The 22,055-nt window shown below is 63.2% G+C and carries 22 protein-coding genes and 1 tRNA gene; 15 read left to right on the top strand and 8 right to left on the bottom strand.

Going from position 1 to position 22,055, the window contains the following annotated elements; translation table 11 throughout:
• Nucleotides 1–7: 7 nt before the first annotated feature.
• The 11 genes from AC19YT_RS15295 (at nt 8) to AC19YT_RS15345 (ending at nt 8,998) form a co-directional block, all read left to right on the top strand.
• Entirely contained in the window at nt 8–364 is a 357-nt protein-coding gene (locus AC19YT_RS15295) for a DUF4398 domain-containing protein (RefSeq protein ID WP_095110863.1), read from the top strand.
• A complete protein-coding gene (locus tag AC19YT_RS15300) occupies nt 361–1,173 on the top strand; it encodes an OmpA family protein (RefSeq protein WP_500610547.1) in 813 nt (270 codons plus the stop codon). The genes AC19YT_RS15295 and AC19YT_RS15300 overlap by 4 nt, the downstream gene beginning before the upstream one ends.
• A gap of 240 nt (nt 1,174–1,413) precedes the next feature.
• A complete protein-coding gene (locus tag AC19YT_RS15305) occupies nt 1,414–2,862 on the top strand; it encodes an aminotransferase-like domain-containing protein (RefSeq protein WP_095110865.1) in 1,449 nt (482 codons plus the stop codon).
• An 82-nt stretch (nt 2,863–2,944) separates the two neighbouring features.
• On the top strand, nt 2,945–3,442 hold the full coding sequence (locus AC19YT_RS15310; RefSeq protein ID WP_095110866.1) for a translation initiation factor 2: 498 nt from the start codon (nt 2,945–2,947) through the stop codon (nt 3,440–3,442).
• A gap of 168 nt (nt 3,443–3,610) precedes the next feature.
• Nucleotides 3,611–3,865 carry a YkgJ family cysteine cluster protein gene (locus AC19YT_RS15315; RefSeq protein WP_095110867.1) on the top strand — a complete coding sequence of 85 codons (255 nt, stop codon included), beginning with the start codon at nt 3,611–3,613 and terminating at the stop codon, nt 3,863–3,865.
• A 42-nt stretch (nt 3,866–3,907) separates the two neighbouring features.
• Nucleotides 3,908–4,513 (top strand): START domain-containing protein, encoded by a 606-nt coding sequence (locus AC19YT_RS15320; RefSeq protein ID WP_095110868.1) that lies wholly within the window; start codon nt 3,908–3,910, stop codon nt 4,511–4,513.
• 127 nt (nt 4,514–4,640) lie between these two features.
• The gene (locus AC19YT_RS15325) at nt 4,641–4,883 is read left to right on the top strand and encodes a hypothetical protein (protein ID WP_500610548.1); all 243 of its coding nucleotides are present in this window, start codon (nt 4,641–4,643) and stop codon (nt 4,881–4,883) included.
• A gap of 198 nt (nt 4,884–5,081) precedes the next feature.
• Nucleotides 5,082–5,423 (top strand): ribonuclease E inhibitor RraB, encoded by a 342-nt coding sequence (locus AC19YT_RS15330; protein WP_095110870.1) that lies wholly within the window; start codon nt 5,082–5,084, stop codon nt 5,421–5,423.
• 402 nt (nt 5,424–5,825) lie between these two features.
• Nucleotides 5,826–7,235 (top strand): circularly permuted type 2 ATP-grasp protein, encoded by a 1,410-nt coding sequence (locus tag AC19YT_RS15335; protein ID WP_095110871.1) that lies wholly within the window; start codon nt 5,826–5,828, stop codon nt 7,233–7,235.
• Between the two features lie 12 nt (nt 7,236–7,247).
• Nucleotides 7,248–8,198, top strand: coding sequence for an alpha-E domain-containing protein (locus tag AC19YT_RS15340; RefSeq protein WP_095110872.1), 951 nt, complete (start codon nt 7,248–7,250; stop codon nt 8,196–8,198).
• Complete coding sequence (locus tag AC19YT_RS15345) at nt 8,195–8,998, top strand: transglutaminase family protein (protein ID WP_095110873.1); 804 nt, start codon at nt 8,195–8,197, stop codon at nt 8,996–8,998. The genes AC19YT_RS15340 and AC19YT_RS15345 overlap by 4 nt, the downstream gene beginning before the upstream one ends.
• Nucleotides 8,999–9,049: 51 nt before the next feature.
• Here AC19YT_RS15345 and AC19YT_RS15350 read toward each other — a convergent pair whose 3' ends face one another.
• A complete protein-coding gene (locus tag AC19YT_RS15350) occupies nt 9,050–9,856 on the bottom strand; it encodes a c-type cytochrome (RefSeq protein ID WP_500610549.1) in 807 nt (268 codons plus the stop codon).
• 571 nt (nt 9,857–10,427) lie between these two features.
• Here AC19YT_RS15350 and AC19YT_RS15355 point away from each other — a divergent pair.
• The 3 genes from AC19YT_RS15355 (at nt 10,428) to AC19YT_RS15365 (ending at nt 14,614) form a co-directional block, all read left to right on the top strand.
• Nucleotides 10,428–11,633, top strand: a complete 1,206-nt coding sequence (locus tag AC19YT_RS15355) for an acetyl-CoA C-acetyltransferase (RefSeq protein WP_500599161.1) — start codon at nt 10,428–10,430, stop codon at nt 11,631–11,633.
• A gap of 27 nt (nt 11,634–11,660) precedes the next feature.
• Nucleotides 11,661–13,805, top strand: coding sequence for a 3-hydroxyacyl-CoA dehydrogenase NAD-binding domain-containing protein (locus tag AC19YT_RS15360; protein WP_095110876.1), 2,145 nt, complete (start codon nt 11,661–11,663; stop codon nt 13,803–13,805).
• A 95-nt stretch (nt 13,806–13,900) separates the two neighbouring features.
• Nucleotides 13,901–14,614 (top strand): amidotransferase, encoded by a 714-nt coding sequence (locus AC19YT_RS15365; protein ID WP_095110877.1) that lies wholly within the window; start codon nt 13,901–13,903, stop codon nt 14,612–14,614.
• 267 nt (nt 14,615–14,881) lie between these two features.
• Here AC19YT_RS15365 and AC19YT_RS15370 read toward each other — a convergent pair whose 3' ends face one another.
• The 3 genes from AC19YT_RS15370 to AC19YT_RS15380 form a co-directional block, all read right to left on the bottom strand.
• A complete protein-coding gene (locus AC19YT_RS15370) occupies nt 14,882–15,853 on the bottom strand; it encodes a magnesium and cobalt transport protein CorA (protein ID WP_095110878.1) in 972 nt (323 codons plus the stop codon).
• A gap of 167 nt (nt 15,854–16,020) precedes the next feature.
• On the bottom strand, nt 16,021–16,743 hold the full coding sequence (locus AC19YT_RS15375) for a 1-acylglycerol-3-phosphate O-acyltransferase (protein ID WP_095110879.1): 723 nt from the start codon (nt 16,741–16,743) through the stop codon (nt 16,021–16,023).
• Nucleotides 16,744–17,052: 309 nt separating this feature from the next.
• The gene (locus tag AC19YT_RS15380) at nt 17,053–17,742 is read right to left on the bottom strand and encodes a crotonase/enoyl-CoA hydratase family protein (RefSeq protein WP_500610550.1); all 690 of its coding nucleotides are present in this window, start codon (nt 17,740–17,742) and stop codon (nt 17,053–17,055) included.
• 307 nt (nt 17,743–18,049) lie between these two features.
• On the opposite strand from AC19YT_RS15380, the gene AC19YT_RS15385 reads away from it, so the two are divergent.
• Nucleotides 18,050–18,139, top strand: a tRNA-Ser gene (locus AC19YT_RS15385).
• 150 nt (nt 18,140–18,289) lie between these two features.
• Here the strand turns inward: AC19YT_RS15385 and pcp are convergent.
• The 4 genes from pcp to AC19YT_RS15405 all read right to left on the bottom strand — a co-directional run bounded on the left by pcp (nt 18,290) and on the right by AC19YT_RS15405 (nt 21,914).
• Nucleotides 18,290–18,925 carry a pyroglutamyl-peptidase I gene (pcp, locus tag AC19YT_RS15390; protein WP_095110881.1) on the bottom strand — a complete coding sequence of 212 codons (636 nt, stop codon included), beginning with the start codon at nt 18,923–18,925 and terminating at the stop codon, nt 18,290–18,292.
• Nucleotides 18,926–18,932: 7 nt separating this feature from the next.
• Nucleotides 18,933–19,883, bottom strand: coding sequence for a DUF979 domain-containing protein (locus AC19YT_RS15395; RefSeq protein ID WP_500610551.1), 951 nt, complete (start codon nt 19,881–19,883; stop codon nt 18,933–18,935).
• A complete protein-coding gene (locus AC19YT_RS15400) occupies nt 19,880–20,605 on the bottom strand; it encodes a DUF969 domain-containing protein (RefSeq protein WP_095110883.1) in 726 nt (241 codons plus the stop codon). The genes AC19YT_RS15395 and AC19YT_RS15400 overlap by 4 nt, the downstream gene beginning before the upstream one ends.
• 241 nt (nt 20,606–20,846) lie before the next feature.
• Nucleotides 20,847–21,914 carry a methyl-accepting chemotaxis protein gene (locus AC19YT_RS15405; protein ID WP_500610553.1) on the bottom strand — a complete coding sequence of 356 codons (1,068 nt, stop codon included), beginning with the start codon at nt 21,912–21,914 and terminating at the stop codon, nt 20,847–20,849.
• Nucleotides 21,915–22,055: the final 141 nt, after the last annotated feature.

The following is a 22,055-nucleotide window of genomic DNA, read 5'->3' on the forward strand; positions in this document are numbered from 1 at the left end:
ATTTTTAGTGAGTATTCGACCTCTTTTCGCTGCCCTGGCCGTTCTGGCTCTGGCGGGTTGTGCAGCCGATCCGGCGCCGAATGAACAAATGCGTTTGACCGAGCAAGCCCTGGAACAGGCCAAGGCCGTGGGCGCCATGCCCGAGGACGTGGCCGAGTTGAAACTGGCCGAAGATAAATTGCTGCGCGCGCGGGCCGAGATGTCCGATCAGTCCTTCAAGGACGCCCGCATGCAGGCTGAACAGGCCGAGTTGGACGCCCGCCTGGCCGAAGCGCGGGTCCTGACCCTCAAGAGCCGCGAGCAGTTGAATGTGCTTAACACCCGTATCACGCGCTTGCGCAAGCAGTTGGGAGACGCCCAATGAGCCTGAATAAAAGCGTGATGGGCGGTGTGCTCCTGGCCAGTTGCGCCAGCCTTTTCGGCTGCGCCGGCCAGCACAGTGATGCGGCGCTGCAACAGGCAGCGACCCAGTTCCAGAAGGTCAAGGAAGACTCCAATGTGCTGCGCATCGCGCCCAAGGATGTGATCCGCGCCGGTGAATCCCTGGCCCGTGCCGATCGTCTCTCCAGTTACTGGGGCAGTGGCGAAGACGTGGCCCATTACGCCTACCTGAGCCAGCGCTACAGCGACATCGCCCTGGAGCACACCGAGCAGGTGCTCAACCAGGAGCGCGCCGCCAAGCTGGAACTGGAGCGCCAACGCCTGCAACTGGCTTTGCGCGAGGCCAAGTTGCTCAGCGTGCAGCAGCAGGGCAAGTGGCTGGAAGAGCAGATCATCAGCCTGGCCACCACCCAGACTGACCGCGGCTTGGTGATGACCCTGGGCGACGTGTTGTTCGACACCGGCGAGGCCGACCTGAAAAGCTCAGCCAACCGTACCGTGCTCAAACTCGTGCAGTTCTTGCAACTGAACCCAAAGCGCGTGGTGCGCATCGAGGGTTACACCGACAGCACGGGCGGGCGCCAGGACAACCTGAAACTGTCCCGCGACCGCGCCCAAGCGGTCGCGGACGTACTGATCGACCTGGGCATCGAAGAAAAACGCATCCAGGTCGAAGGCTATGGCGATGAATACCCGGTGGAAGCCAACGCTTCCGAGCGCGGCCGTGCCCAGAATCGCCGGGTGGAAATCGTCTTTTCCGACGAAAAAGGCCAACTCGGCGCCGCCCGCTAAATCCGGCCCTCCAAAAAAAACACTGAACGAGCCTGTGGGAGCGGACCAAACCCGCGCCCACAGGGTAAACCTGCCACTGATGCGCGGGTTTGCACCTGTGAACAACAGCGCAAACCGTCCAGTTTTTCCTGTCACTGCCTTGGCTGCTCGACTATTGTGGCAACTGTGCCCGTACACTTCTAAACTGTGCCGGTGTTACGTCCCACAAAAATAATAGGCCCGTAAGCCGAGTACCGCGTCATGACCAACCTTTTGCTCTACCAACGTATCGCCCAGCAGTTGGCCGAGGACATTCGGCGCGGTGTCTATCAGCCCGGCGAGCGCGTGCCGTCGGTGCGCAAGATGAGTTCGCAGCTCAATGTCAGCCATGCCACAGTGCTGCAGGCGTATGCCAACCTGGAAGACCAGGGCCTGATCCGCGCACGGCCGCAGTCGGGTTACTACGTGCACCAGACGCCAGCACTGACGGCGCCTACCCCGGATATCGCGCGGGTCGAGCGGCCGGGGTTGGTCACCCGCAGCAGTATCATCCAGCAGGTGTTGGTCGAGTCGCGCCGCGAAGGCGTGTTTCCTCTGGGGGCGGCGGTGCCCAGCGTGGATTACCTGCCGGTAAGGGCGTTGCACCAGCAACTGGCCAAGGTCACCCGTTTCCATAGCCCGCGGGCCTTCAGCTACATGTTCAGCCCCGGGTTCGAACCGCTGCGCCGCCAGGTGGCGATCCGCATGCGCGATGCCGGGGTGGTGGTCGACCCTTCGGAAATCGTTATCACCCACGGCTGTGTCGATGCCTTGCAGATGTCGCTGCGGGTGCTGACCCGCCCCGGCGATCTGATCGCCGCCGAGTCGCCGACCTATTACGGCCTGCTGCAACTGGCGGACCTGCTGGGGCTTAAGGTCATCGAGATCCCCAGCGACCCCTCCACCGGCATGAGCCTGGAGGCCCTGCAATTGGCGGCCAACCAGTGGCCAATCAAGGCCCTGGTGCTGACCACGCGCCTGAGCAACCCCTTGGGCGGGACCATGCCGGAAGAGCGCCAGAAGCAACTCCTGCGCCTGGCCTCGGATTTCGATATCCAGATCGTCGAAGACGATATTTATGGCGAACTGATGTTCGAGCAGGGGCGCACCAAGTCCCTCAAGGCCTACGATCGACTGGACCGGGTGATCTACTGTTCGAGCTTTTCCAAAACCCTGTCGCCGGGGGTGCGCATCGGTTGGATGATTGCCGGCAAATACCAGCAGGAAATCCAACGTTTGCAGACGTTCAGTACCCATTCGGCCTGCAGCGTCACACAAATGGGCATCGCCGCGTATCTGGAAAACGGCGGCTACGACCGCCACCTGCGCTACATCCGCCAGGAGTACCGCAAGAACCTCAGCGCCTTTCAACTGGCGGTGCAGCAGCATTTTCCCGAAGGTACGCAAATGACCCGGCCTACGGGCGGCTTTATCCTGTGGGTCAGTTTGCCGGGGCGGGTCAACACCCAGGAGCTGCATGTGCGGGCGTTGCAGCAGGGCATCAGCATTGCACCTGGGCTGATTTTCAGTAACACCGAGCAGTTCAACCACTGCATCCGCCTCAACTGCGCCACGCCCTGGAACCGTGAGGCGGAGCGCACCTTGATGACCTTGGGCATGCTGGCCAGCCAACTGTGCCAGGAAACCACCGGCGGTTTTGCGGGGCTTTGAGCGGGCGATTGAGCCGGCGCGCTTGTCATCAAGTGTTCAACAGGCCAGCATATGGCCCTCTGCCGTTAATGCTGTCAGGTCTATGAAACCGAGTTTTCCCGCTGTTTGGTTATTGGTCGGCCTGTTGAGTGCCCTCAATGTGGGCACCGTGCTGGCGGCCAGCGGCCAGGAGAAGTCCACCGCTAGCACCACAGTGAACCCGGCTGGGGTCGGCGCGAAAAAAACGGTCTCCCCGAAAAATACCGCCGCCAAGCCCAAGCCTCGGCCCACGCGCAAACGTGCGCCGGTCGCGGCTAAATCCAAGTCTGCCAGCGAACTGGCGAAAACCCCGTTGGTGCCGGCGCACTTGGACCTGAGCTTGCCCCAGGACATGGTTCGCCACTTGCAGCCACTGGGCGCGCTGCCCTCGCTGGTCAAGCGCGAGCCACTGCTGCCGCCGTTGTTCAACGAAAAACCCAAGGACGACAGCCCCTTCCAGCTCAACGGGCGCTTGCTCAGCAACGAAATGGGCCTGCAATTACGCAATGACGAGCGCCGCGATGTGGAAGGCGCAGCCCTGGACTTCGAGTTCAAGCAGTAGCCCATCACCGCCGTTGCGCGTTCTGGCCATGACCCTTTGTCGCCGACTGCCCGGTCACGGCGCTTTGCGCGTAAAAACCCGGTTCCGGGGAATTTCAAACGGCTGTTTTAGCGAGTAACCTGTGCCGCGTTTCACCTGCTCTGGCTTGTTATCTAGGAACCCCTCGTCATGAACTGCCGCCAAGGCTGTGGCGCTTGCTGCATCGCCCCCTCCATCAGTACACCGTTGCCCGGCATGCCTAACGGCAAAGCTGCGGGCGAACGTTGCCTGCACCTGTCGGTCGAACACCTGTGCCTGATTTTCGGCCAGCCCGAACGCCCGCCCGTGTGTGGTGCGTTTCAGGCGGATGTCGAGGTCTGTGGTAGTGATCGCGAAGAAGCCATCAGGCTGATCGGTTGGTGGGAAGACATGACGGCGGCCTGAGGGCCAGCCATGACCGGAACTTCAACAACAAGGAATAAGACAATGGGTTCGCTGCATCGAATGGCAATGTGCTGTGGTTTAACGGTTTTATTGGCGGCCACCGCCCAAGCTGAGGACTGGAAAACCGCCAAGGATGAGGACGGTATCAAGATTTCCCTGAGTGAAGTCGCAGGCTCTCAGTACAAGGCCTACCGCGGCGTCACGGTGATTAAGACCTCCATGGACAAGCTGCGCGGTCTGCAGGAAGACGTGGCCGGCGCTTGCGCCTGGATCCACGAGTGCAAGTCGCAGAAACTGCTCAAGCACGAAGGCGCGCAGAGCTGGACCTACACCCAGTTCAATACGCCATGGCCGGTCACACCGCGCGATTCGGTGACGCAGATCACCACCGAGCAAGGCGCCGATGGCAGCCTGACCCGCACGCTCAAAGGCGTGCCCACCTACCTGCCCGAAGAAAAGGGCTTTGTGCGGGTGGCCCAGGTCGAGGGCTTCTGGAAGTTCGTGCCTAAGGGCGCGGACCAGATTGAAGTGACCTACCAGGTCCACACCGAGCCGGGCGGCAGCGTGCCGTCGTGGCTGGCCAACAAGTTCGTGGTCGAGGCGCCGTTCAATACCTTGAAGGCCCTCAAGGAACGCGCCGAGAAGTAAGGGCGCAACGTGCCCGCCCAAGACCGCCCCCGTGGCGGTCTTTTGCTGTGGGGCGGGTTGAACGAATCGGGCGTGGGGCCGGTCGAGATACTGTGAGCCCACTTTGGGGTTTATCGAGGAGGCGCTGATGCAAAAGTGGAATGTCACCTATGTCGACGATCACGGTGAACCCAATGTCGAGGTGTTCGAGTGCGTCGGTCCGCCCAGTCATGAAGAGGCGGCCAAGCTGATCCGGGCCCGCTTGTTTCCCGCGCTCGACGCCTTGCCCCTCAATGACCTGGAAGGGCGCGCCGATGACCCGACGCTCAAGAGCCTGAAAGAGCAGAACAGCATCGAAATCATCAGTGTTCTACCGACCAGCCCCGGTTAAAAAACCCACCATAGCCCGTTGGCAGAGCTAATGGCTTCGGGCTACTCTGCAACGGAGATCAGCGAGTCCATCGCTAGTTCCGGTCTTGTCAGCTACATGCTTGTTTCCCGTTGGCCATTACCGGGCCATATCGCTGTCCGCCGTCGTGCGCCAGTGCAGGGAGTACGGAAAGTCTATCCATCGTGAGGAGGACGTTTCATGAGCACAGCCTATCAAGAAGACCTCAGCACCAGCGTGCTGCGCCGCATGAAAGAAGGCGGCTTTGATTTTTCACGATTCCATCCCATCGAGTTTTACGCCATTTTCCCGGACGAAGAAGGAGCGCGCCGGGCAGCCAGGCAGTTTCGCGGTGAATCCCTCAATGCCCAAGTCAGTGCGCGCGACGACGGCGCCTGGCACCTGGAGTTGAGCAAGGTGATGTACGCCACATACGGCGGCATCGGCGATTTCGAGCAGGACTTCGAGGCAGTGGTCGAACCACTGGGCGGCATTCTCGAAGGTTGGGGCGTCAAGCAGGAGGTTCGCGGGCGGTTGGCCTGAACACCCTGAGTGTCATCACATACCGGCATCGGCTGACCTTCGGGTCGGCCGATTTTGTTTGTGCGGCACTGAACCTGGCGACAGACGCGCAAAAAAAAAGCCACCGCGAAGGTGGCCAAAAGGGAAGAGCGTGGGCACCCGGTCCGCCGTCCTGGGCGCTTTGGGGCAAGTGGCGGCGATTATCCCGACGCGCCGGCGTGCAGTGAAATCAACTCTGACTATGCTGTTGATAGCTATGGCTATTGCTTCGCAATGAAGCGGGATCGATCAGAGGGAGGCGTTTGCTGCACAGGAATGGTGCGCCGATCGCTGGCTGTATATCCAACTGATTGATATTTAAGCGTTTATGCCGATGGCACGAGGCTTGCGAAGCCTTCGTGTCCTGGTGACAAGGAGTACGGCATGATCCGCACCTATTTTGATGAGATGTACGATGCCGCCGGCCTAGTGCGCCCGCATTACCGGGAGTTCGCCCGCTGGTTGGCCGAAACACCGGATGAACTGCTGGCCCAGCGGCGTCGGGAGGCCGACCTGCTATTTCATCGGGCCGGCATCACTTTCACCCTCTATGGCGACGAGCAGGGCACCGAGCGCCTGATTCCCTTCGACACCATCCCGCGCAGCATCCCCGCCAGCGAATGGCGCGTGGTCGAGCGCGGCTGCATCCAGCGGGTCAAGGCCTTGAACATGTTCCTGGCCGACCTCTACCACGAGCAGCGCATCATCAAGGCCGGGATCATTCCGGCCGAGCAGGTGCTGGCCAACGAGCAGTATCAGTTGGCCATGCAGGGCCTGGACCTGCACCGCGACATTTACTCCCATATTTCCGGAGTGGACCTAGTGCGCGACGGCGACGGCACCTACTACGTGCTCGAAGACAACCTGCGCACCCCCAGCGGCGTGAGCTACATGCTCGAAGACCGCAAGATGATGATGCGCCTGTTCCCCGAGCTGTTCGCCGCCCAGCGCATCGCCCCCATCGACCACTACCCCAACCTGTTGCTCGACACCCTGAAAAGCTCTAGCCCGTTGGACGACCCTAGCGTCGTGGTGCTGACCCCCGGGCGCTTCAACAGCGCGTTTTTCGAGCATGCGTTCCTGGCCCGGGAAATGGGCGTGGAACTGGTGGAGGGCGCCGACCTGTTCGTGCGCGACGACCGCGTGTTCATGCGCACCACCGACGGCCCGAAGGCCGTTGACGTGATTTACCGGCGCCTGGACGACGCCTTTCTCGACCCCTTGGCCTTCAACCCGGACTCCATGCTCGGCGTGCCGGGCCTGCTGGCGGCCTATCGCTGCGGCAACGTGGTACTGGCCAATGCCATCGGCACCGGGGTGGCGGACGACAAGTCGGTGTACCCCTTCGTCACCGACATGATCCGTTTTTACCTGGACGAAGAGCCCATTCTGAAGAACGTGCCGACCTGGCAGTGCCGCAACCCCTCGGAGCTTTCCCATGTGCTGGCCAATCTTCCAGACCTGGTGGTCAAGGAAACCCAAGGCTCGGGTGGCTATGGGATGTTGGTGGGGCCGGCGTCCACGGCGGCGCAAATCGAAGCTTTCCGCGAGCGGATCAAGGCCAAGCCCCACGCCTATATCGCGCAACCCACGCTGTCGCTGTCCACCTGCCCGACGTTCGTCGAAAACGGCATTGCGCCGCGCCATATCGACTTGCGCCCGTTTGTCTTGTCTGGCCGCGAAACCCGGGTCGTACCCGGCGGCTTGACCCGCGTGGCCCTTCGCGAGGGCTCCCTGGTGGTGAACTCGTCCCAGGGCGGCGGTACCAAGGACACCTGGGTGGTCGAGGATTGAAGGAAGCTTGCCATGTTGAGTAGAACTGCCTCGGATTTGTATTGGATGTCGCGTTACCTGGAGCGGGCGGAAAACCTCGCGCGGATGCTCGATGTCAGTTATTCGCTGTCGCTGATGCCCCAGGACGGGCGCGGCGATGGCCTGCATGAACTGGCGATGCCGTTGCTGATTACCGGCACCCTGGACGATTACCTGGCACGCCACGGCGAATTGCACGCCGAACGCCTGCTGCATTTCTTCGCCCTGGACGCGGAGAACCCCGCCAGCATCTACAGCTGCCTGGGCGCGGCGCGGGCCAGCGCCCACGCGGTGCGTGGGCGGATTACCGCCGACATGTGGGAAAACATCAACGCCACTTGGCTGGAAATTCGCGGCATCGCCGAGCAAGGTCTGGGGCGCTACGGCATGAGCCGTTTCTGCGAGTGGATCAAGGAACGTTCCCACCTGTTCCGCGGGGCGTCCTACGGCACCATCATGCGCAACGATGCCTTTCGCTTCATACGCCTGGGCACCTTTATCGAACGGGCCGACAACACCCTGCGCCTGCTCGATGCGCGTTACGAGATGGCCGGCGACCAGGCCGAAGCGGTGAGCGACGGCACCGCCCATGCCTATTACCAGTGGAGCGCGTTGTTGCGGGCGCTGTCCTCGTTCGAGGCCTACACCGAGATCTACCGCGACGCCCCCGGCGCGCGGCATGTGGCCGAACTGCTGCTGTTACGCGCCGACGTCCCGCGCTCGTTACGCGCCTGCACCGAAGAAATCGACCAAATCCTCGCCAGCCTGCCCGGCACCAACGGCCGCCCGGCCCAACGCCTGGCGGCGGAAATGGACGCGCGCCTGCGCTACACCGGTATCCACGAAATCCTCGACGAAGGCCTGCACGCCTGGCTGACCGAGTTCATCCCACTGGTGCGCCAGTTGGGCAACGCCATTCACCGTTCCTACCTGGAGGCTGCATGAGACTCTCCATAAGCCACGAAACCACCTACCACTACGACGACCAGGTGCGCGCCAGCATCCAGTACCTGCGCCTCACGCCCCACGACAGCGAGCGCCAGCACGTATTGAGTTGGCAACTGGACCTGCCGCGCCCGGTGCGCGCGCAACTGGACCCGTTCGGCAACATCCTCCACGTGCTGACCCTGGACGAACCCCACGAAGCCATCATCATTGGCGCCCGGGGCCAGGTGGACATCGACGAATTACGCGAGGCCGAGCACGAGAGCCAGTCGGCGCTGCCGTTTTTACGCTTCACCCGGCTGACCGAGGCCGATGAGGCCTTGCGCGAATTCGCCCGCCGCCAATGCTTCAGCCGTCGCGACCGCAGTGCCTTGATCGACCTGATGCACGCCCTCAACCAGCACATGACCTATACCCCCGGCTCCACCGAAGTGGACACCAGCGCCGCGCAGGCCTTCGCCGGGCGCGCCGGCGTGTGCCAGGACCACACCCACGCCTTCCTCGCCTGCGCCCGCAGCCTGGGCATCCCGGCGCGGTACGTGTCGGGTTACCTGTACAGCGAAAACTGCGAACACCTGGCCAGCCACGCCTGGGCCGAAGCCTGGCTCGACGACGCCTGGTACAGCTTCGACGTGACCAACGAACTGGCCCGCCCCGAACGCCACCTGAAACTGGCCGTGGGCCTGGATTACCTCGACGCCTGCCCGGTACGCGGCATGCGTCGGGGCGGCGGCTGCGAGCAGATGCACGCCAAGGTGTTCGTCTCGCCCACACCGGTGCTTCTCGTCCAGCAGCAGTAAAGCTAACGGCGTGCTGCTGATGCCGCCGCTTGCTACAGCAGCCGCGCAGCCTCAAAGGCGCGGTTTGCGCCCCGCCATATGGGTCAAATACTCCACCAACCACGCCAATTGCTCATCCGGCAGAATGCTGGCGTTAAAGCCCGGCATTTTTGCCTGGGGCCAGTGGCGCAGGCTTTGCGGGTCGCGGATGTAGCGCTTGAGAAAGTCGGCGCCGAAGTATTCGGTGGGGCTGTAAGGCAGGTTCAGGTCCGGGCCGACCTGGGCATCGCCCGCGCCATTGAGGCGATGACAGGCCAGGCAGTTTTTCTGGAACAGCGCAAAGCCACGGTTGACCGGGTCGTCGCTGGCCAGGGCCGGGTCGGGGCGCAGCGCCGGGAAGCGTTCGGCCACCGGGGCCAGGCGTTTGATTCGCGTCACTTGGAACGGCCACTGCTCGGGGCTGATGGCGCTGGCCTGCGGGTGTGTCCACACCAGGTAGAACGGCCCGGCGCTGGGCTTGCCCTGGGCCAATGGCGGCCAGGGTGCTTGCGGGTCTTCCACCGCCAGCCAAGCCTGGGCGCCGGCAGTTTGCAACAGTGGCGCGGCGGCCAGTTCGGCGGCAAAACCGTCCAGGGCCACGGCTTGCAGGTGATCGGCCGCAGTAATGCCCGTCAGCAACGCTGCCAGGGGCACGGCGCGGTAAGTCATGTCGCGCTTATAGGTCACGTCGTTGCGGATATGCACGGCTTGCGCTTGCGGGTGGGCGAGCAGTTCGGCGGTTTGCCAGGTGCGTTGCGGGGTGCCCAGCTCCAGCACCAGTTGTGCCGCGGACAAGGGCGGGCAAAGCAGCAGGGCTGCCAGCAGCAGAAGGGCTTTCAAGAAGGGAGGCCTGTCGAAAAAAGTGGGGTATGTGCCAGTTACCGGGCGAGCCGGCAAGACTGGCACACCCACGTCTACCCGATCAACTTGGTGATGTTCGGCACGATCAACAGCAGAGTGGTGGCGAAAAGAATGAGCCCGGCCTGGCGTACTTTCGAGTGTTTAAACATGGCTGACTGCCTTTTTTGTTATTTCCTGAGCGTCAAATGCTTGCCTGTCAGATCCGTCTGGGCAAAGCGCTGTACTTTCCTTGTGACGAGAGCCCCGGCAAAACCCGACGGCTATCTCGTACAGAATTTACCTTAGGGGCCACGTGGCGCCTGGCTTAGACCCATTTCATATGGATGTCTTTATAAAACCTTCCAAATAGGTATGAGGCCTATTGCCAGCCGCCTAGCGGCCCCTTGGCTAGACACGTGGCGCCCTCACGCGGGGCAATCCGTTAGGCGACTACCGTTCGTCTGAGCGTGACCGTCAAGGCCCGTGAGCGCTTAGGTCATTGAATCCGCCGCCGCCGAGCCTAAGGTGGGAACTCGCCATTCACTCTCCTGCACAGCGGTTCGAGGACGTCATGACCCAAGCGTTGATTTTCGATGCACTACGCACGCCCCGTGGCAAAGGCAAGGCCGACGGCGCCTTGTACAGCGTCAAACCCGTGAACCTGGTGGCCGGGTTGCTCGGCGCCCTGCAACAGCGCACGGCACTGGACACCAGCCAGGTCGATGACATTGTCCTGGGCTGCGTGACGCCCGTGGGTGACCAGGGCGCCGATATCGCCAAGACCGCTGCCTTGGTGGCCGATTGGGATATCTGCGTGGCCGGTGTGCAAATCAACCGCTTTTGCGCCTCGGGGCTGGAGGCAGTCAACCTGGGGGCGATGAAAGTGCGTTCCGGTTTCGAGGATTTGGTGGTGGTCGGCGGCGTCGAATCGATGTCCCGCGTGCCCATGGGCAGCGACGGTGGGGCCTGGGCCCTGGACCCGCAAACCAACATCCACAGCCAATTCGCGCCCCAAGGCATTGGCGCCGACCTGATCGCCACCCTCGAAGGCTTCAGCCGCGACGACGTCGACCGCTTCGCCCTGCATTCCCAGCAAAAAGCGGCACGCGCCAGCGGCGACGGCTCATTCGACAAATCCCTGGTGCCGGTGCGCGACCAGAACGGCATCGTGCTGCTGGCCCATGACGAGTTCATCCGCGCCAGCACCACCCTCGAAGGCCTGGGCAGCCTCAAGCCGAGTTTCGAGATGATGGGCCAGATGGGCTTCGACGCCACGGCGCTGCGGGTCTACAGCCACGTGGAGCGGATCAACCACGTACACACCCCGGGCAACAGCTCGGGGATTGTCGATGGCGCCGCGTTGATGCTGATCGGCTCCGAGGCCAAGGGCCGCGAACTGGGCCTCACGCCCCGGGCGCGGATCGTTGCCACGGCGGTCACCAGCACCGACCCGACCATCATGCTCACCGGCCCCGCGCCCGCCACGCGCAAGGCCCTGGCCAAGGCCGGGCTGCGGGTCGAGGACATTGACCTGTTCGAGGTCAACGAAGCCTTTGCCTCGGTGGTGCTCAAGTTCATCAAAGACATGGCCATCGACCCGGCGCGGGTTAACGTCAACGGCGGCTCCATCGCCATGGGCCACCCCTTGGGCGCCACCGGGTGCGCCATCCTCGGCACCTTGCTCGATGAACTGGAAGTGCGCGGGCAACGCTATGGCCTGGCCACGCTCTGCGTCGGCGGCGGCATGGGTATCGCCACCATCATCGAACGCCTCTGAGCCCCCCATTCCAAGGAAACTGCTGCCATGACCGCTGCCATTCGCTATGAAAAAGACCAGGACCGGATCGTCGTACTGACCATCGACATGCCGGGCCAGAGCGCCAACACCATGAACGCGGTGTACCGCGACGCCATGGCCGCCACTGTGGCCCGGCTCACGGCCGACAAAGACGCGATTGCCGGCGTCATCATTACCTCGGCGAAAAAGACCTTCTTCGCCGGCGGCGACCTCAACGAACTCATCAAAGTCGGCAAGCCCCAGGCCGAAGCCTTCTACCGCAATATCCTGGAGCTCAAGGGCCAACTGCGCGCCCTGGAAACCCTCGGCGTGCCAGTGGTTGCGGCGATCAACGGCGCGGCTCTGGGCGGCGGTTGGGAAATCTGCCTGGCCTGCCATCACCGCGTCGCGCTGGACCATCCATCGGTGCAGATCGGCCTGCCGGAAGTCACCCTCGGCCTGCTGCCGGGCGGCGGTGGCGTGGTGCGTACGGTGCGCATGCTGGGCCTGGAAAAAGCCCTGCCGTATTTGCTTGAAGGCAAGAAAGTGCGGCCCCAGCAAGCCTTGCAGGCCGGGTTGGTGGATGAGTTGGCGGCGGACCGCGATGAACTGCTGAGCAAATCCCGCGCCTGGATTCTGGCCAACCCCGGCGCCAAACAGCCGTGGGACATCAAAGGCCATCAGATCCCCGGCGGCACGCCGTCCCACCCGAAAGTGGCGCAGATGCTCGCCATTGCCCCGTCGATCCTGCGCAGCAAGACCCAAGGCTGCCTGCCGGCCCCGGAGAAAATCCTTTGCGCCGCCGTAGAAGGCGCGCAGGTGGATTTCGACACCGCGCAGTTGATCGAGGCCCGCTACTTCACTGAGCTGACCACCGGCCAGGTGGCGAAAAACATGATTGGCACCTTTTGGTTCCAGCTCAACGAAATCAACGCCGGCGGCTCGCGCCCCGCCGGGTTTGCCCCGACCGTGACGCGCAAGGTCGGTGTGCTGGGGGCGGGCATGATGGGCGCCGGCATCGCTTACGTCAGCGCCGTGGCCGGCATCGAGGTGGTGCTCAAAGACGTAACCCTGGCGGCGGCGCAAAAGGGCAAAGCCCACAGCGCGGCGCTGCTCGACAAGAAGGTTGCGCGTGGCCAGTTGAGCGCGGAGCAGCGCGACGCCACTCTGGCGCGCATCCACGCCACCGAGCAGGACGCCGATTTGGCCGGTTGCGACCTGGTGATCGAGGCAGTGTTCGAAGACCGTGAACTCAAGGCGCGCGTCTCGGCGGCGGCGCAGCAGGTGGTAGGCGCCGATGCGGTGATCGCATCCAACACCTCCACGTTGCCCATCAGTGGCCTCGCCACGGCCGTGCCGGACCCAGGCAAGTTCATTGGCCTGCACTTCTTCAGCCCCGTGGACAAAATGCCCCTGGTGGAAATCATCAAGGGCACCCACACCCGCGACGAAACCCTGGCCCGGGGGTTCGATTTCGTCCTGCAAATCAAGAAAACCCCAATTGTGGTCAACGACAGCCGCGGCTTCTTCACCTCCCGGGTGTTCGGCACCTTCACCAACGAAGGCATCGCCATGCTCGGCGAAGGCATCGCTGCAGCGATGATCGAGACCGAGGCGCGCAAGGCCGGCATGCCTGTCGGGCCGCTGGCGATCTCGGATGAAGTGTCCCTGAGCCTGATGAGCCACATCCGCCAGCAGACCATCAAAGACCTGCAAGCCGAAGGCAAGCCGTTGCCCGAGCACCCAGCGTTCGCCGTGATCGACCTGTTGCTCAACGAGTATCAGCGCCCGGGCAAGGCCGCCGGTGGCGGTTTCTACGATTACCCGGTGGGCGACACCAAGCACCTGTGGCCCGAACTCAAGGCTCGGTTCGAGAAGGCTGACGGGCAGATCGCGCCCCAGGACGTGCGTGATCGCCTGCTGTTCATCCAGGCCCTGGAAACCGTGCGCTGCGTGGAGGAGGGCGTGCTGCGTTCGACCGCCGACGCCAACATCGGCTCGATCTTCGGCATCGGTTTTGCCCCATGGACCGGCGGTGCGCTGCAATTTATCAACCAGTACGGCGTGGCTGATTTCGTCGCCCGCGCCCAGTACCTGCGCGAGCAGTACGGCGAGCGCTTCGCGCCGCCGGCGCTGCTGCTGGAAAAAGCCGCCCGGGGGCAGTTGTTCTGACTGGTTGAGCCGCGCCCCGACGCTTGCCTTGGGCTGGTATTTCAAGGCAGGCTCTGGGGCGTGCGCTCTTGCCTTTACCGTGTCAGGTACTTTTTATGTCGCTACACATCTGCATTCTGGAAACCGACGTTCTGCGCCCCGAACTGGTGGACCAATACCAGGGGTACGGGCAGATGTTCCAGCGCTTGTTTTCACGCCAGCCGATTGCCGCCCAGTTCACCGTTTACAACGTGATGCAGGGCCAGTACCCGGCCGATGACCAACACTTCGACGCCTACTTGGTCACCGGCAGCAAGGCCGATTCCTTCGGCACCGACCCGTGGATCGAAACCCTCAAGACCTACCTGCTTGAGCGCTACGAGCGCGGCGACAAACTGCTGGGCATCTGCTTTGGCCATCAGTTGCTGGCGCTGTTGCTGGGTGGGCGCAGCGAGCGCGCGACCCAGGGCTGGGGCGTGGGCACCCACAACTATCAACTGGCGGCCAAGGCGCCGTGGATGAGCCCGGTGGTGGAAGAACTGACGCTGCTCATCAGCCACCAGGACCAGGTCACCGCGCTGCCGGAAAACGCCACGGTGATCGCCTCCAGCGATTTCTGCCCGTTCGCCGCCTACCACATCAATGACCAGGTGCTGTGCTTCCAGGGCCACCCGGAATTCATTCACGACTACTCCCGCGCCTTGCTCGACCTGCGCCAGCAGCACCTGGGGGAACAGGTCTACACCCGCGGCGTGGCCAGCCTGGAACACGACCACCACGGCACCACGGTGGCGGAGTGGATGATGCGGTTTGTGGCGCATCAGGCCTGACAGACCGCCACTGCCTGGTGGGCGCTTGTGTGGAAGAAGGCTTGTGGGTGCGGGCTTGCCCGCGATGAGGCGGGTAAAACCGCAGCCTCTCTAGTGATTGGAATGCGGCCATCGCGGGCGAGCCCGCTCCCACAGTTGAACGGGGGTGTGGGCGGGATTTTCATTTTTCCACTGTGGGAGCGAGCCTGCTCGCGATGGCGGCATTGAATGGCGGTGACGAGTGGGAGAGGTAAGACAGTTGCTCCGACAACGTAGCCATGTGGTTTGCTACAGCCACCCCGAGCGCTTGAAGCTGGCCCACAACCCCACGCACCCCAAGGTTATGAACCCCAGCACGCCGAAGTAGCCGTAGTGCCAGGTCAGTTCAGGCATGTTCTCGAAGTTCATCCCATAGATGCCCGCCACGGCGGTGGGGAAGGCGAGGATCGCCGCCCACGCCGCGAATTTGCGTTGCACCACGCTCTGGCGCGCCGCTTCGAGTAGCACGCCGATCTCAATGGTCTGGCTGGCGATATCGCGCAGAGTCGACAAATCTTCCATCTGCCGCGTGACGTGGATCTGCACGTCGCGAAAGTAGGGGCGCATGTTCTTGTCGATAAACGGGAAGTTGAGCTTTTGCAGCTCCTCGCTGATCTCCACCATGGGCGCGGCATAGCGGCGCAGGCGCAGCACATCGCGGCGCAGGCTGTGCAGGGCCAGCACGTCGCGTTCGTTCATCGCGCTGCACAGCACGTTGCGCTCCAGTTCATCGATTTCGGCATGAATGGCTTCGCCCACGGGCTGATAGTTCTCGATCACGAAGTCGAGCAAGGCGTAGAGCACGAAATCTTCGCCGTGCTCCAGCAGCAGCGGCCGCGCCTCGCAGCGCTGGCGCACGTGGGCATAGGACGCCGAGTGGCCGTTGCGGGCGGTGATGATGTAGCCCTTGCCGGCGAAGATGTGGGTTTCGATGAACTCCAGCTTGCCGGCGGTGCGGATCGGCGAGTAGGTCACGATAAACAGTGCGTCGCCGAAGGTTTCCAGCTTGGGGCGGCTGTGTTTTTCCAGGGCGTCTTCGATGGCCAGTTCATGCAAGTTGAACTGGCGTTGCAGGTTGGCGAGCTCCTGGGCATCGGGCTCTTCCAGGCCGATCCACACAAAGTGGCCGGGCTTGGCGGCCCAGGCACTGCCTTCGTCGAGGGTGATGTTGGTGACTTTCTTGCCGGCGCTGTACACCGCTGCTGCAACGACTCTACCCATGGTCCCGGTTCACTTCTTCTGGCCACAAACAGCGTGCAGCTTAGCCTGAGCGTGCTTGAGTAGTCAGCAGGCTTGCCTGCGCTCGGCTGCGCAGGGTCGTAAACCTCTACTGGGCAATACACCGTCGGGGTGCGCTACGCACCCAGCGCGGGCCAGCCCGCTTGCTACTACCGGGCCAGCACTTGGCGGTCGAGGGCGGCGATACAGTCGTGCATTTGCACGCGGCATTGTTCGATCAACCCGGGGATGTCGTCCAGGGTCAGGCCGGCGGTGGGGATGGGGGCCAGTGATTCGATCAGGATCTGCCCGCTGTTCCAGCGATTCAGGCGCATGTGGGTGATGTAGCTGCTCACGCACACCGGGATGATCGGCACGCCAGCGGCGATGGCCATATGGAACGCGCCTTTCTTGAACGGCAGCAGGTCCTGGCCCAGGTTGCGGGTGCCTTCGGGGAACACCCAGATGGAGGTGTCCTTGTGCTGCAAAGTCTCGGTGGTGGTGAGCATCGCCTGGCGCGCCTTGCGGGCGTTGCCGCGGTCGATCAGCACATTGCCCGCCAACCAGAACAACTGGCCGAACAGCGGTACCCACTTCAGGCTCTTTTTGCCAATGCACACGGTGCGGTAGGGCACCACGTTGCCCAGCACGAACAGGTCGTAGTTGGACTGGTGGTTGGCGACGATCACGCAGCCCGACGGCTTATGCTTGAGGGAGGCAATTTTGGCCCGCACCCGCAGGCGCAAAATGCACATCGCCGGCCAGGCGTAGAGCCGCGCGCACAGGCGGCTGTTGTCTGGGTTGAACGGGCGGCATAGGCCGAGCACCACGCCCAGCACACCTGCTAGCAGAAAGTGCAGGCTCATCAGCAACATGCGAAACAGGTACAGCATTTGTGGGCCCGCCGGGACAAAAGGTGGCGCAGTGTACGGATGTGCACTGTTTTGCACAATTACCCCGGTGGAGGTAGGAGATAGCGGATGTTTAAGCGCATGTTTCCGGCAGATGGTGTCGGATCAAGTCTCTATGTTGCGTGGGGATGCTCACCGGGCCGCTCCATCGGCACCCTCCAAACAGCTCACACGTCACCCCTCACGGCGAGAGTTCGGGCGCAAGTCAGCCACGCCTTCGAAGGCAAACTCCAGGCAGAAAAAAACCGCAGCCCCAGGGATGCGGTTTTTTTTGCGGCCAGGGAGCGCGGCTTAGCCCATGTGCTGCTGATCCTGGGCGATCGCGCTCTCCAGGGCATCGAGCAGGGCCTTACGCACTTTGAGCTTGGTGTTCTTGTGGGCGGTCATGTTGATCTTCTTCAACTGACGGGCAGCTTCCAGCGCTGCACTCTGCAACTCTTCAGGGGCCACAACCTTGTCGAGGAAACCGGCGTCTACCGCGCTCTGCGGGTTGAACATCTCGCCATTGATGACCGAACGGTGAAACGCCGAACGGCGCAGGCGATCGCGGGCCAGCTCGATGCCGGCGTGGTGCATGGTCATGCCGATCTGCACTTCGTTCAGGCCAATGCTGAACGGGCCGTCGACACCAATGCGGTAATCGGCCGACAACAGAATGAAGGCACCTTTGGCCACCGCGTGCCCAGGGCAGGCGACGATCACCGGGAAGGGATGCGACAGCAGGCGCCGCGCGAGTGTGGAGCCCTGGGTCACCAGGCTCACCGCCTCCTTGGGGCCGGAGGTCATGACTTTCAGGTCATAGCCACCGGACAGAATCCCCGGCTGCCCGGTAATGATGACCACGGCACGGTCGGCCACTGCCTGGTCCAGCGCGCTATTGAACGCGGCAATCACGTCCGGGGAAATGGCATTGACCTTGCCGTTGTTCAACGTCAGGGTCGCGATACCGTCTTCGAGGTGGTAGGAAATCAACTCACTCATGACGCTATTCCTTGTAATGAAGTAGGCAGACGTTACTCACCGCCACCCTCCAGGTAAAGCGCCGTGACTGACCGCCCGGTCAGCCCCGAGCCCAGCGCCAGGCCCCACCCGCCACGCCCGCGGCCCATTACCTTCTATATAGAAGGGCCCGCCAAGCCAGAGATTGGCCGGTTTGCCCTGCACCCCAGCCGGGCAAGCTGCCTAAATGCCTTAAGCGCATGAAAATTCTGAAAAAAACCTTTGCCATCGGAAAAGCTTTCGACTACATTAGCGCGCCTCGACAGACTGAAAGAGTTTGAAGAGCAACGGTTGGGTGTCCGAGTGGCTTAAGGAGCACGCCTGGAAAGTGTGTATACAAGAAATTGTATCGAGGGTTCGAATCCCTCCTCAACCGCCATATTCGATACACAAAGCCCCTGGTTTCTAGCGAAATCAGGGGTTTTGTGGTTTCTGGCATCTGGAAAGTCGGCCTTCGGGTCATCACGCTACAGGCTCAGTGCATGTTTACGTGCGGGCAGAAGCGCTGTGGAACCAGCCGTTACTGCCCCTAACTCACCTGCCCCCCACTCTCCACCACATCCACCGCAGTCTCCCAAGCCGCCAGCGCAGCGATGCGCAGGCCCTCGACTTGTGTGGCCAAAGCCATGGTCGGATGGGGCGTGGTGGGGGCGGGCAGGCAGGGAACGTGGATAAAGCCGCTGCGTATGCCGGTGCCGGCGAGGCTGTGTTGCAGGAGGTAGAACACCTGGTTGCAGACAAAGGTACCGGCGGTGTGTGAAACGCTGGCGGGGATGGCGGCTTCGCGCAGGGCTTTGACCATGGCTTTGACGGGCAGGGTGCTGAAGTAGGCCGCGGGGCCGTCGGGGGCGACGGGGGTGTCGATGGGTTGCTGGCCGAGGTTGTCCGGGATGCGGGCGTCGTGGAGGTTGATGGCCACGCGTTCGATGGACAGGTCTGGGCGCCCCGAGGCCAGGCCCAGGGCGATGACCATCTGCGGGCGGTGTTCGGCCAGCAGTTGCGCCAGGCTGCCCGGCGCGGTGGCGAAGGCGCAGGGCAACTGGCGGGCGACGATCCGCAGGTCGTCGCGCAACTGCACGCCGTCGAGCCTGCGCGCCACTTCCCAGGAGGGGTTGATGGGGTCTTGGTCGAAGGGCTCGAACCCGGTCAGCAGCAGGGTGTTCATTGGCGCCTCACATCAACAGGTAGAGAAGGATGATGTTGACCACCAGCATCAGCAGCGCGGTGGGCATCTGGGCCTTGATAACGGCGTTTTTGTCCGGCAGTTCCAGCAGCGCGGCGGGGACGATGTTGAAGTTGGCCGCCATGGGCGTCATCAGGGTGCCGCAGTAGCCGGAGAACATGCCGATGGCCGCCATCACGGCGGGGTTGGCACCGAACACACCCACCAGCACCGGTACGCCGATGCCGCCGGTCATCACCGGGAACGCGGCGAAGCCATTGCCCATGATGACGGTGAACAGGGCCATGCCCAGTACGTAGACCATCACCGCCACCAGGCGCAGGTCGAGGTTGATGTAGGTAGTGGCCACGTGCGCCACGGCGTCGCCCACGCCCGCTTCGTTGAACAGCAGGCCGAGCATGGCCAGCATCTGCGGCAGCACCATGGCCCAGCCCAGGGCTTCGGTCAGGCGCCGGGATTCGCGCATGGCCTGGATCGGCGTGTCGCGGGTCAGCCAGCAGGCCAGCCCGAGGGCGATCAGGCAGCCCAGGCCGAGGGAGACGAAAGTGGTGTTCTTCGGGTCCAGCAGTGGCACGCCGCCGATCTCGGTGTGCTTGAGCAGCACTGAACCGATGACGGTGGTCAGCGGAATGGCCAGGGCCGGAATGAACAGTTTGTGGCCCAGGCGTCCGGCACTGGCGCGGGCGGCCTTGACGTGCAATTCGGCGTGGGCGCCACGGCCGACGCCGCCCAGGCCGGCGATGATTGCCATCAGCACCACACCGCCGCCGACGACGGCCGGGTCAAGGCGTTCACCCACCAGGAAGACCACGGCGAAGAGCATCCAGAACAGCCCGGTGGACCAGCGCTTGGGGTGGCTGCGGTCGCTGAGGATCATGCCGGCGGTGATGAGCAGCAGCACTCCGGCCAGCCAGAACAGGTATTGGATCGAGATAATCATTGCGCGCTCTCCACCTGGCGGCCGGGTTGCCCGGTGGGCTGCATTTCGCGGGTCAGCATGCGATCGAAACGGTGCAGGCGGATGGCGTGGATGATGAACGCGCAAATGGCCGTGGGGATGCCCCAGAAGGCGATGTGCAGCGGTTCGACGTCCAGGCCCGAGCCCAACAGGAAGGTGTGCATCAAGGCAATCGCACCGAAGGCGACGAAGATGTCTTCGCCAAAGAACAGCCCCACGTTATCGGTGGCCGCGCACATGGCCAGGACTTTGTGGCGCAGGGCATCGGGGAGTTTGCCGTAGCGTTTTTCCGCTGCGCCCTCGGCCATGGGCGCCAGCAGCGGGCGCACCATTTGCGGGTGCCCGCCCAGGCTGGTCAGGCCCATGGCGGCGGTGGATTCGCGCACGAACAGGTAAATAATCAGCAGGCGCCCGACGGTGGCGCGCTGGAACCGTGCGATCCAGTTCTGCGCATGCAGGCGCAGGCCGTGGCGTTCCAGCAGGCCGATGACGGCCAGGGGCAGCAGCAGGATCAGTTGCAGGGCACGGGTTTCGATGAAGCCTTCGCCCATGGTGGCGAGGATTTTTTCCGGGGAAAAGTGTGCGGCCAGGCCCGTGGCGATAGACGCCGCGGTGACGACGAGCAAGGGGTTAAAGCGCAGCACGAAGCCGACCACGATGACGAGCACGCCTATCAGCGGCCACAGGTTCACGACGGTTTGCATGGGGTTGAAGTCCTCAGCGGCAGGCCACGGCGCCACAGCGAACCGACGCGCAGGTCAGGTTCATGCTTGGAGAACGGCGCGCAGCGCGACTCGGTTTTTATTATTGACCCGGGAGGTCCAGCGTCAGTGGCGAGCATCTTTGCCGCCAGGGGGGGATGCGTCCAACAAAAAAACTTGTAGCTGCACAACAGGAAAACTTGTCGCGCACGGGGCGCCGCAACTGGCGTCGCCCCGCTCGCGGCTAGCGGTTGAAGCGTTCCACCAGGGAGTACTGGGTGGTGGCGGTGCGGGTCAGTTCCTGGCTGAGCAGGGCCGAATGCTGGGCCTGCTCGGAGGTCTGGTCGGCGAGGTGGGCGATGGTGGTGATGTTGCGGCTGATCTCTTCGGCCACGGCGGTTTGCTCCTCGGTGGCGGCGGCGATTTGGGTGGTCATATCGGTGATGTGGGCCACCGCATCGCTGATGCCCACCAGCGCCTTGTCCGCTTCGAGCACCCAGGCCACGCCTTCTTCGGCCTGGCGATGCCCGCTGGCCATGACCTGCACCGCGTTGTTGGACGACTGCTGGAGCTGGGTGATGAGTTGGTGGATTTGCTGGGTCGATTGTGTGGTGCGCTGGGCCAGTTGCCGCACTTCGTCGGCGACCACCGCGAAGCCGCGGCCCATGTCGCCGGCCCGCGCCGCTTCGATGGCGGCGTTGAGGGCCAGCAGGTTGGTTTGGTCGGCGATGCCTTTGATGACGTCCACCACCGTGCCGATTTCATTGCTGTCGCGGGCCAGTTGAGCCACGGTCTCGCCAGTTTCGCCCACCACCACCGATAGGCGCTCGATGGCCTGGCGGGTGTCGCGGGCCACGTTGCGGCCATGGCTGGTCAGTTGATGGGCCTGCTGGGTCGCGTCGGCGGTGCGCTGTACATGGCTGGCCACTTCCTGTGTGGTGGCGGCCATCTGGTTGACGGCGGTGGACACCTGCTCGGTTTCCACGCGCTGGCGTTCCAGGCCTTTGGAGCTATCGGCGGCGAGCGTGTCGGAGCGGCTGGCCAATTGATTGACCTGCTCGGCGCTGTCCTGCAGGCGCGTGAGGCAGGTTTTCAGGCGTGCGTCCTGGCTGATGAGGGCGGTTTCCAGGCGCGCCTGGGGGCCACGGCCGTCGCTGTACATCTGGGCGATCAAACCATCACAGGTGCTGCGTTCCACACCCTGGAGCAAATGCTTGAGGCCGTTTTTACGCCCGTACAGGGTCGCACCGCCAAGGGCGATGGCCAGCACCGCCGCCAGGGCGAAAGCCAGCGACGCGCCGAGCCACAGCATCAGCGCCGCGCTCACTTGGCTAAGCAGCAGCAATGGCAGCCAGTCTTGGGCCAGGCTCAGCCACAGATGGCGCCGGGGGAGGGCCGGTTTGCCCTGGTTGATGCGCAGATACAGGGCTTGGGCGCGCTGGATCTGCCGGGC

This window comes from Pseudomonas sp. MF08875 (genome assembly GCF_059862525.1).

Coding starts and splice junctions, on each gene's coding strand:
- AC19YT_RS15405 (WP_500610553.1), bottom strand. CDS start 21,914: ATGCTGTGGCTCGGCGCGTCGCTGGCTTTCGCCCTGGCGGCGGTGCTG.
- AC19YT_RS15395 (WP_500610551.1), bottom strand. CDS start 19,883: ATGATTATCTCGATCCAATACCTGTTCTGGCTGGCCGGAGTGCTGCTG.
- AC19YT_RS15315 (WP_095110867.1), top strand. CDS start 3,611: ATGAACTGCCGCCAAGGCTGTGGCGCTTGCTGCATCGCCCCCTCCATC.
- AC19YT_RS15365 (WP_095110877.1), top strand. CDS start 13,901: ATGTCGCTACACATCTGCATTCTGGAAACCGACGTTCTGCGCCCCGAA.
- AC19YT_RS15320 (WP_095110868.1), top strand. CDS start 3,908: ATGGGTTCGCTGCATCGAATGGCAATGTGCTGTGGTTTAACGGTTTTA.
- AC19YT_RS15330 (WP_095110870.1), top strand. CDS start 5,082: ATGAGCACAGCCTATCAAGAAGACCTCAGCACCAGCGTGCTGCGCCGC.
- pcp (WP_095110881.1), bottom strand. CDS start 18,925: ATGAACACCCTGCTGCTGACCGGGTTCGAGCCCTTCGACCAAGACCCC.
- AC19YT_RS15305 (WP_095110865.1), top strand. CDS start 1,414: ATGACCAACCTTTTGCTCTACCAACGTATCGCCCAGCAGTTGGCCGAG.
- AC19YT_RS15370 (WP_095110878.1), bottom strand. CDS start 15,853: ATGGGTAGAGTCGTTGCAGCAGCGGTGTACAGCGCCGGCAAGAAAGTC.
- AC19YT_RS15345 (WP_095110873.1), top strand. CDS start 8,195: ATGAGACTCTCCATAAGCCACGAAACCACCTACCACTACGACGACCAG.
- AC19YT_RS15375 (WP_095110879.1), bottom strand. CDS start 16,743: ATGCTGTACCTGTTTCGCATGTTGCTGATGAGCCTGCACTTTCTGCTA.
- AC19YT_RS15310 (WP_095110866.1), top strand. CDS start 2,945: ATGAAACCGAGTTTTCCCGCTGTTTGGTTATTGGTCGGCCTGTTGAGT.
- AC19YT_RS15335 (WP_095110871.1), top strand. CDS start 5,826: ATGATCCGCACCTATTTTGATGAGATGTACGATGCCGCCGGCCTAGTG.
- AC19YT_RS15355 (WP_500599161.1), top strand. CDS start 10,428: ATGACCCAAGCGTTGATTTTCGATGCACTACGCACGCCCCGTGGCAAA.
- AC19YT_RS15400 (WP_095110883.1), bottom strand. CDS start 20,605: ATGCAAACCGTCGTGAACCTGTGGCCGCTGATAGGCGTGCTCGTCATC.
- AC19YT_RS15340 (WP_095110872.1), top strand. CDS start 7,248: ATGTTGAGTAGAACTGCCTCGGATTTGTATTGGATGTCGCGTTACCTG.
- AC19YT_RS15300 (WP_500610547.1), top strand. CDS start 361: ATGAGCCTGAATAAAAGCGTGATGGGCGGTGTGCTCCTGGCCAGTTGC.
- AC19YT_RS15380 (WP_500610550.1), bottom strand. CDS start 17,742: ATGAGTGAGTTGATTTCCTACCACCTCGAAGACGGTATCGCGACCCTG.
- AC19YT_RS15325 (WP_500610548.1), top strand. CDS start 4,641: ATGCAAAAGTGGAATGTCACCTATGTCGACGATCACGGTGAACCCAAT.
- AC19YT_RS15360 (WP_095110876.1), top strand. CDS start 11,661: ATGACCGCTGCCATTCGCTATGAAAAAGACCAGGACCGGATCGTCGTA.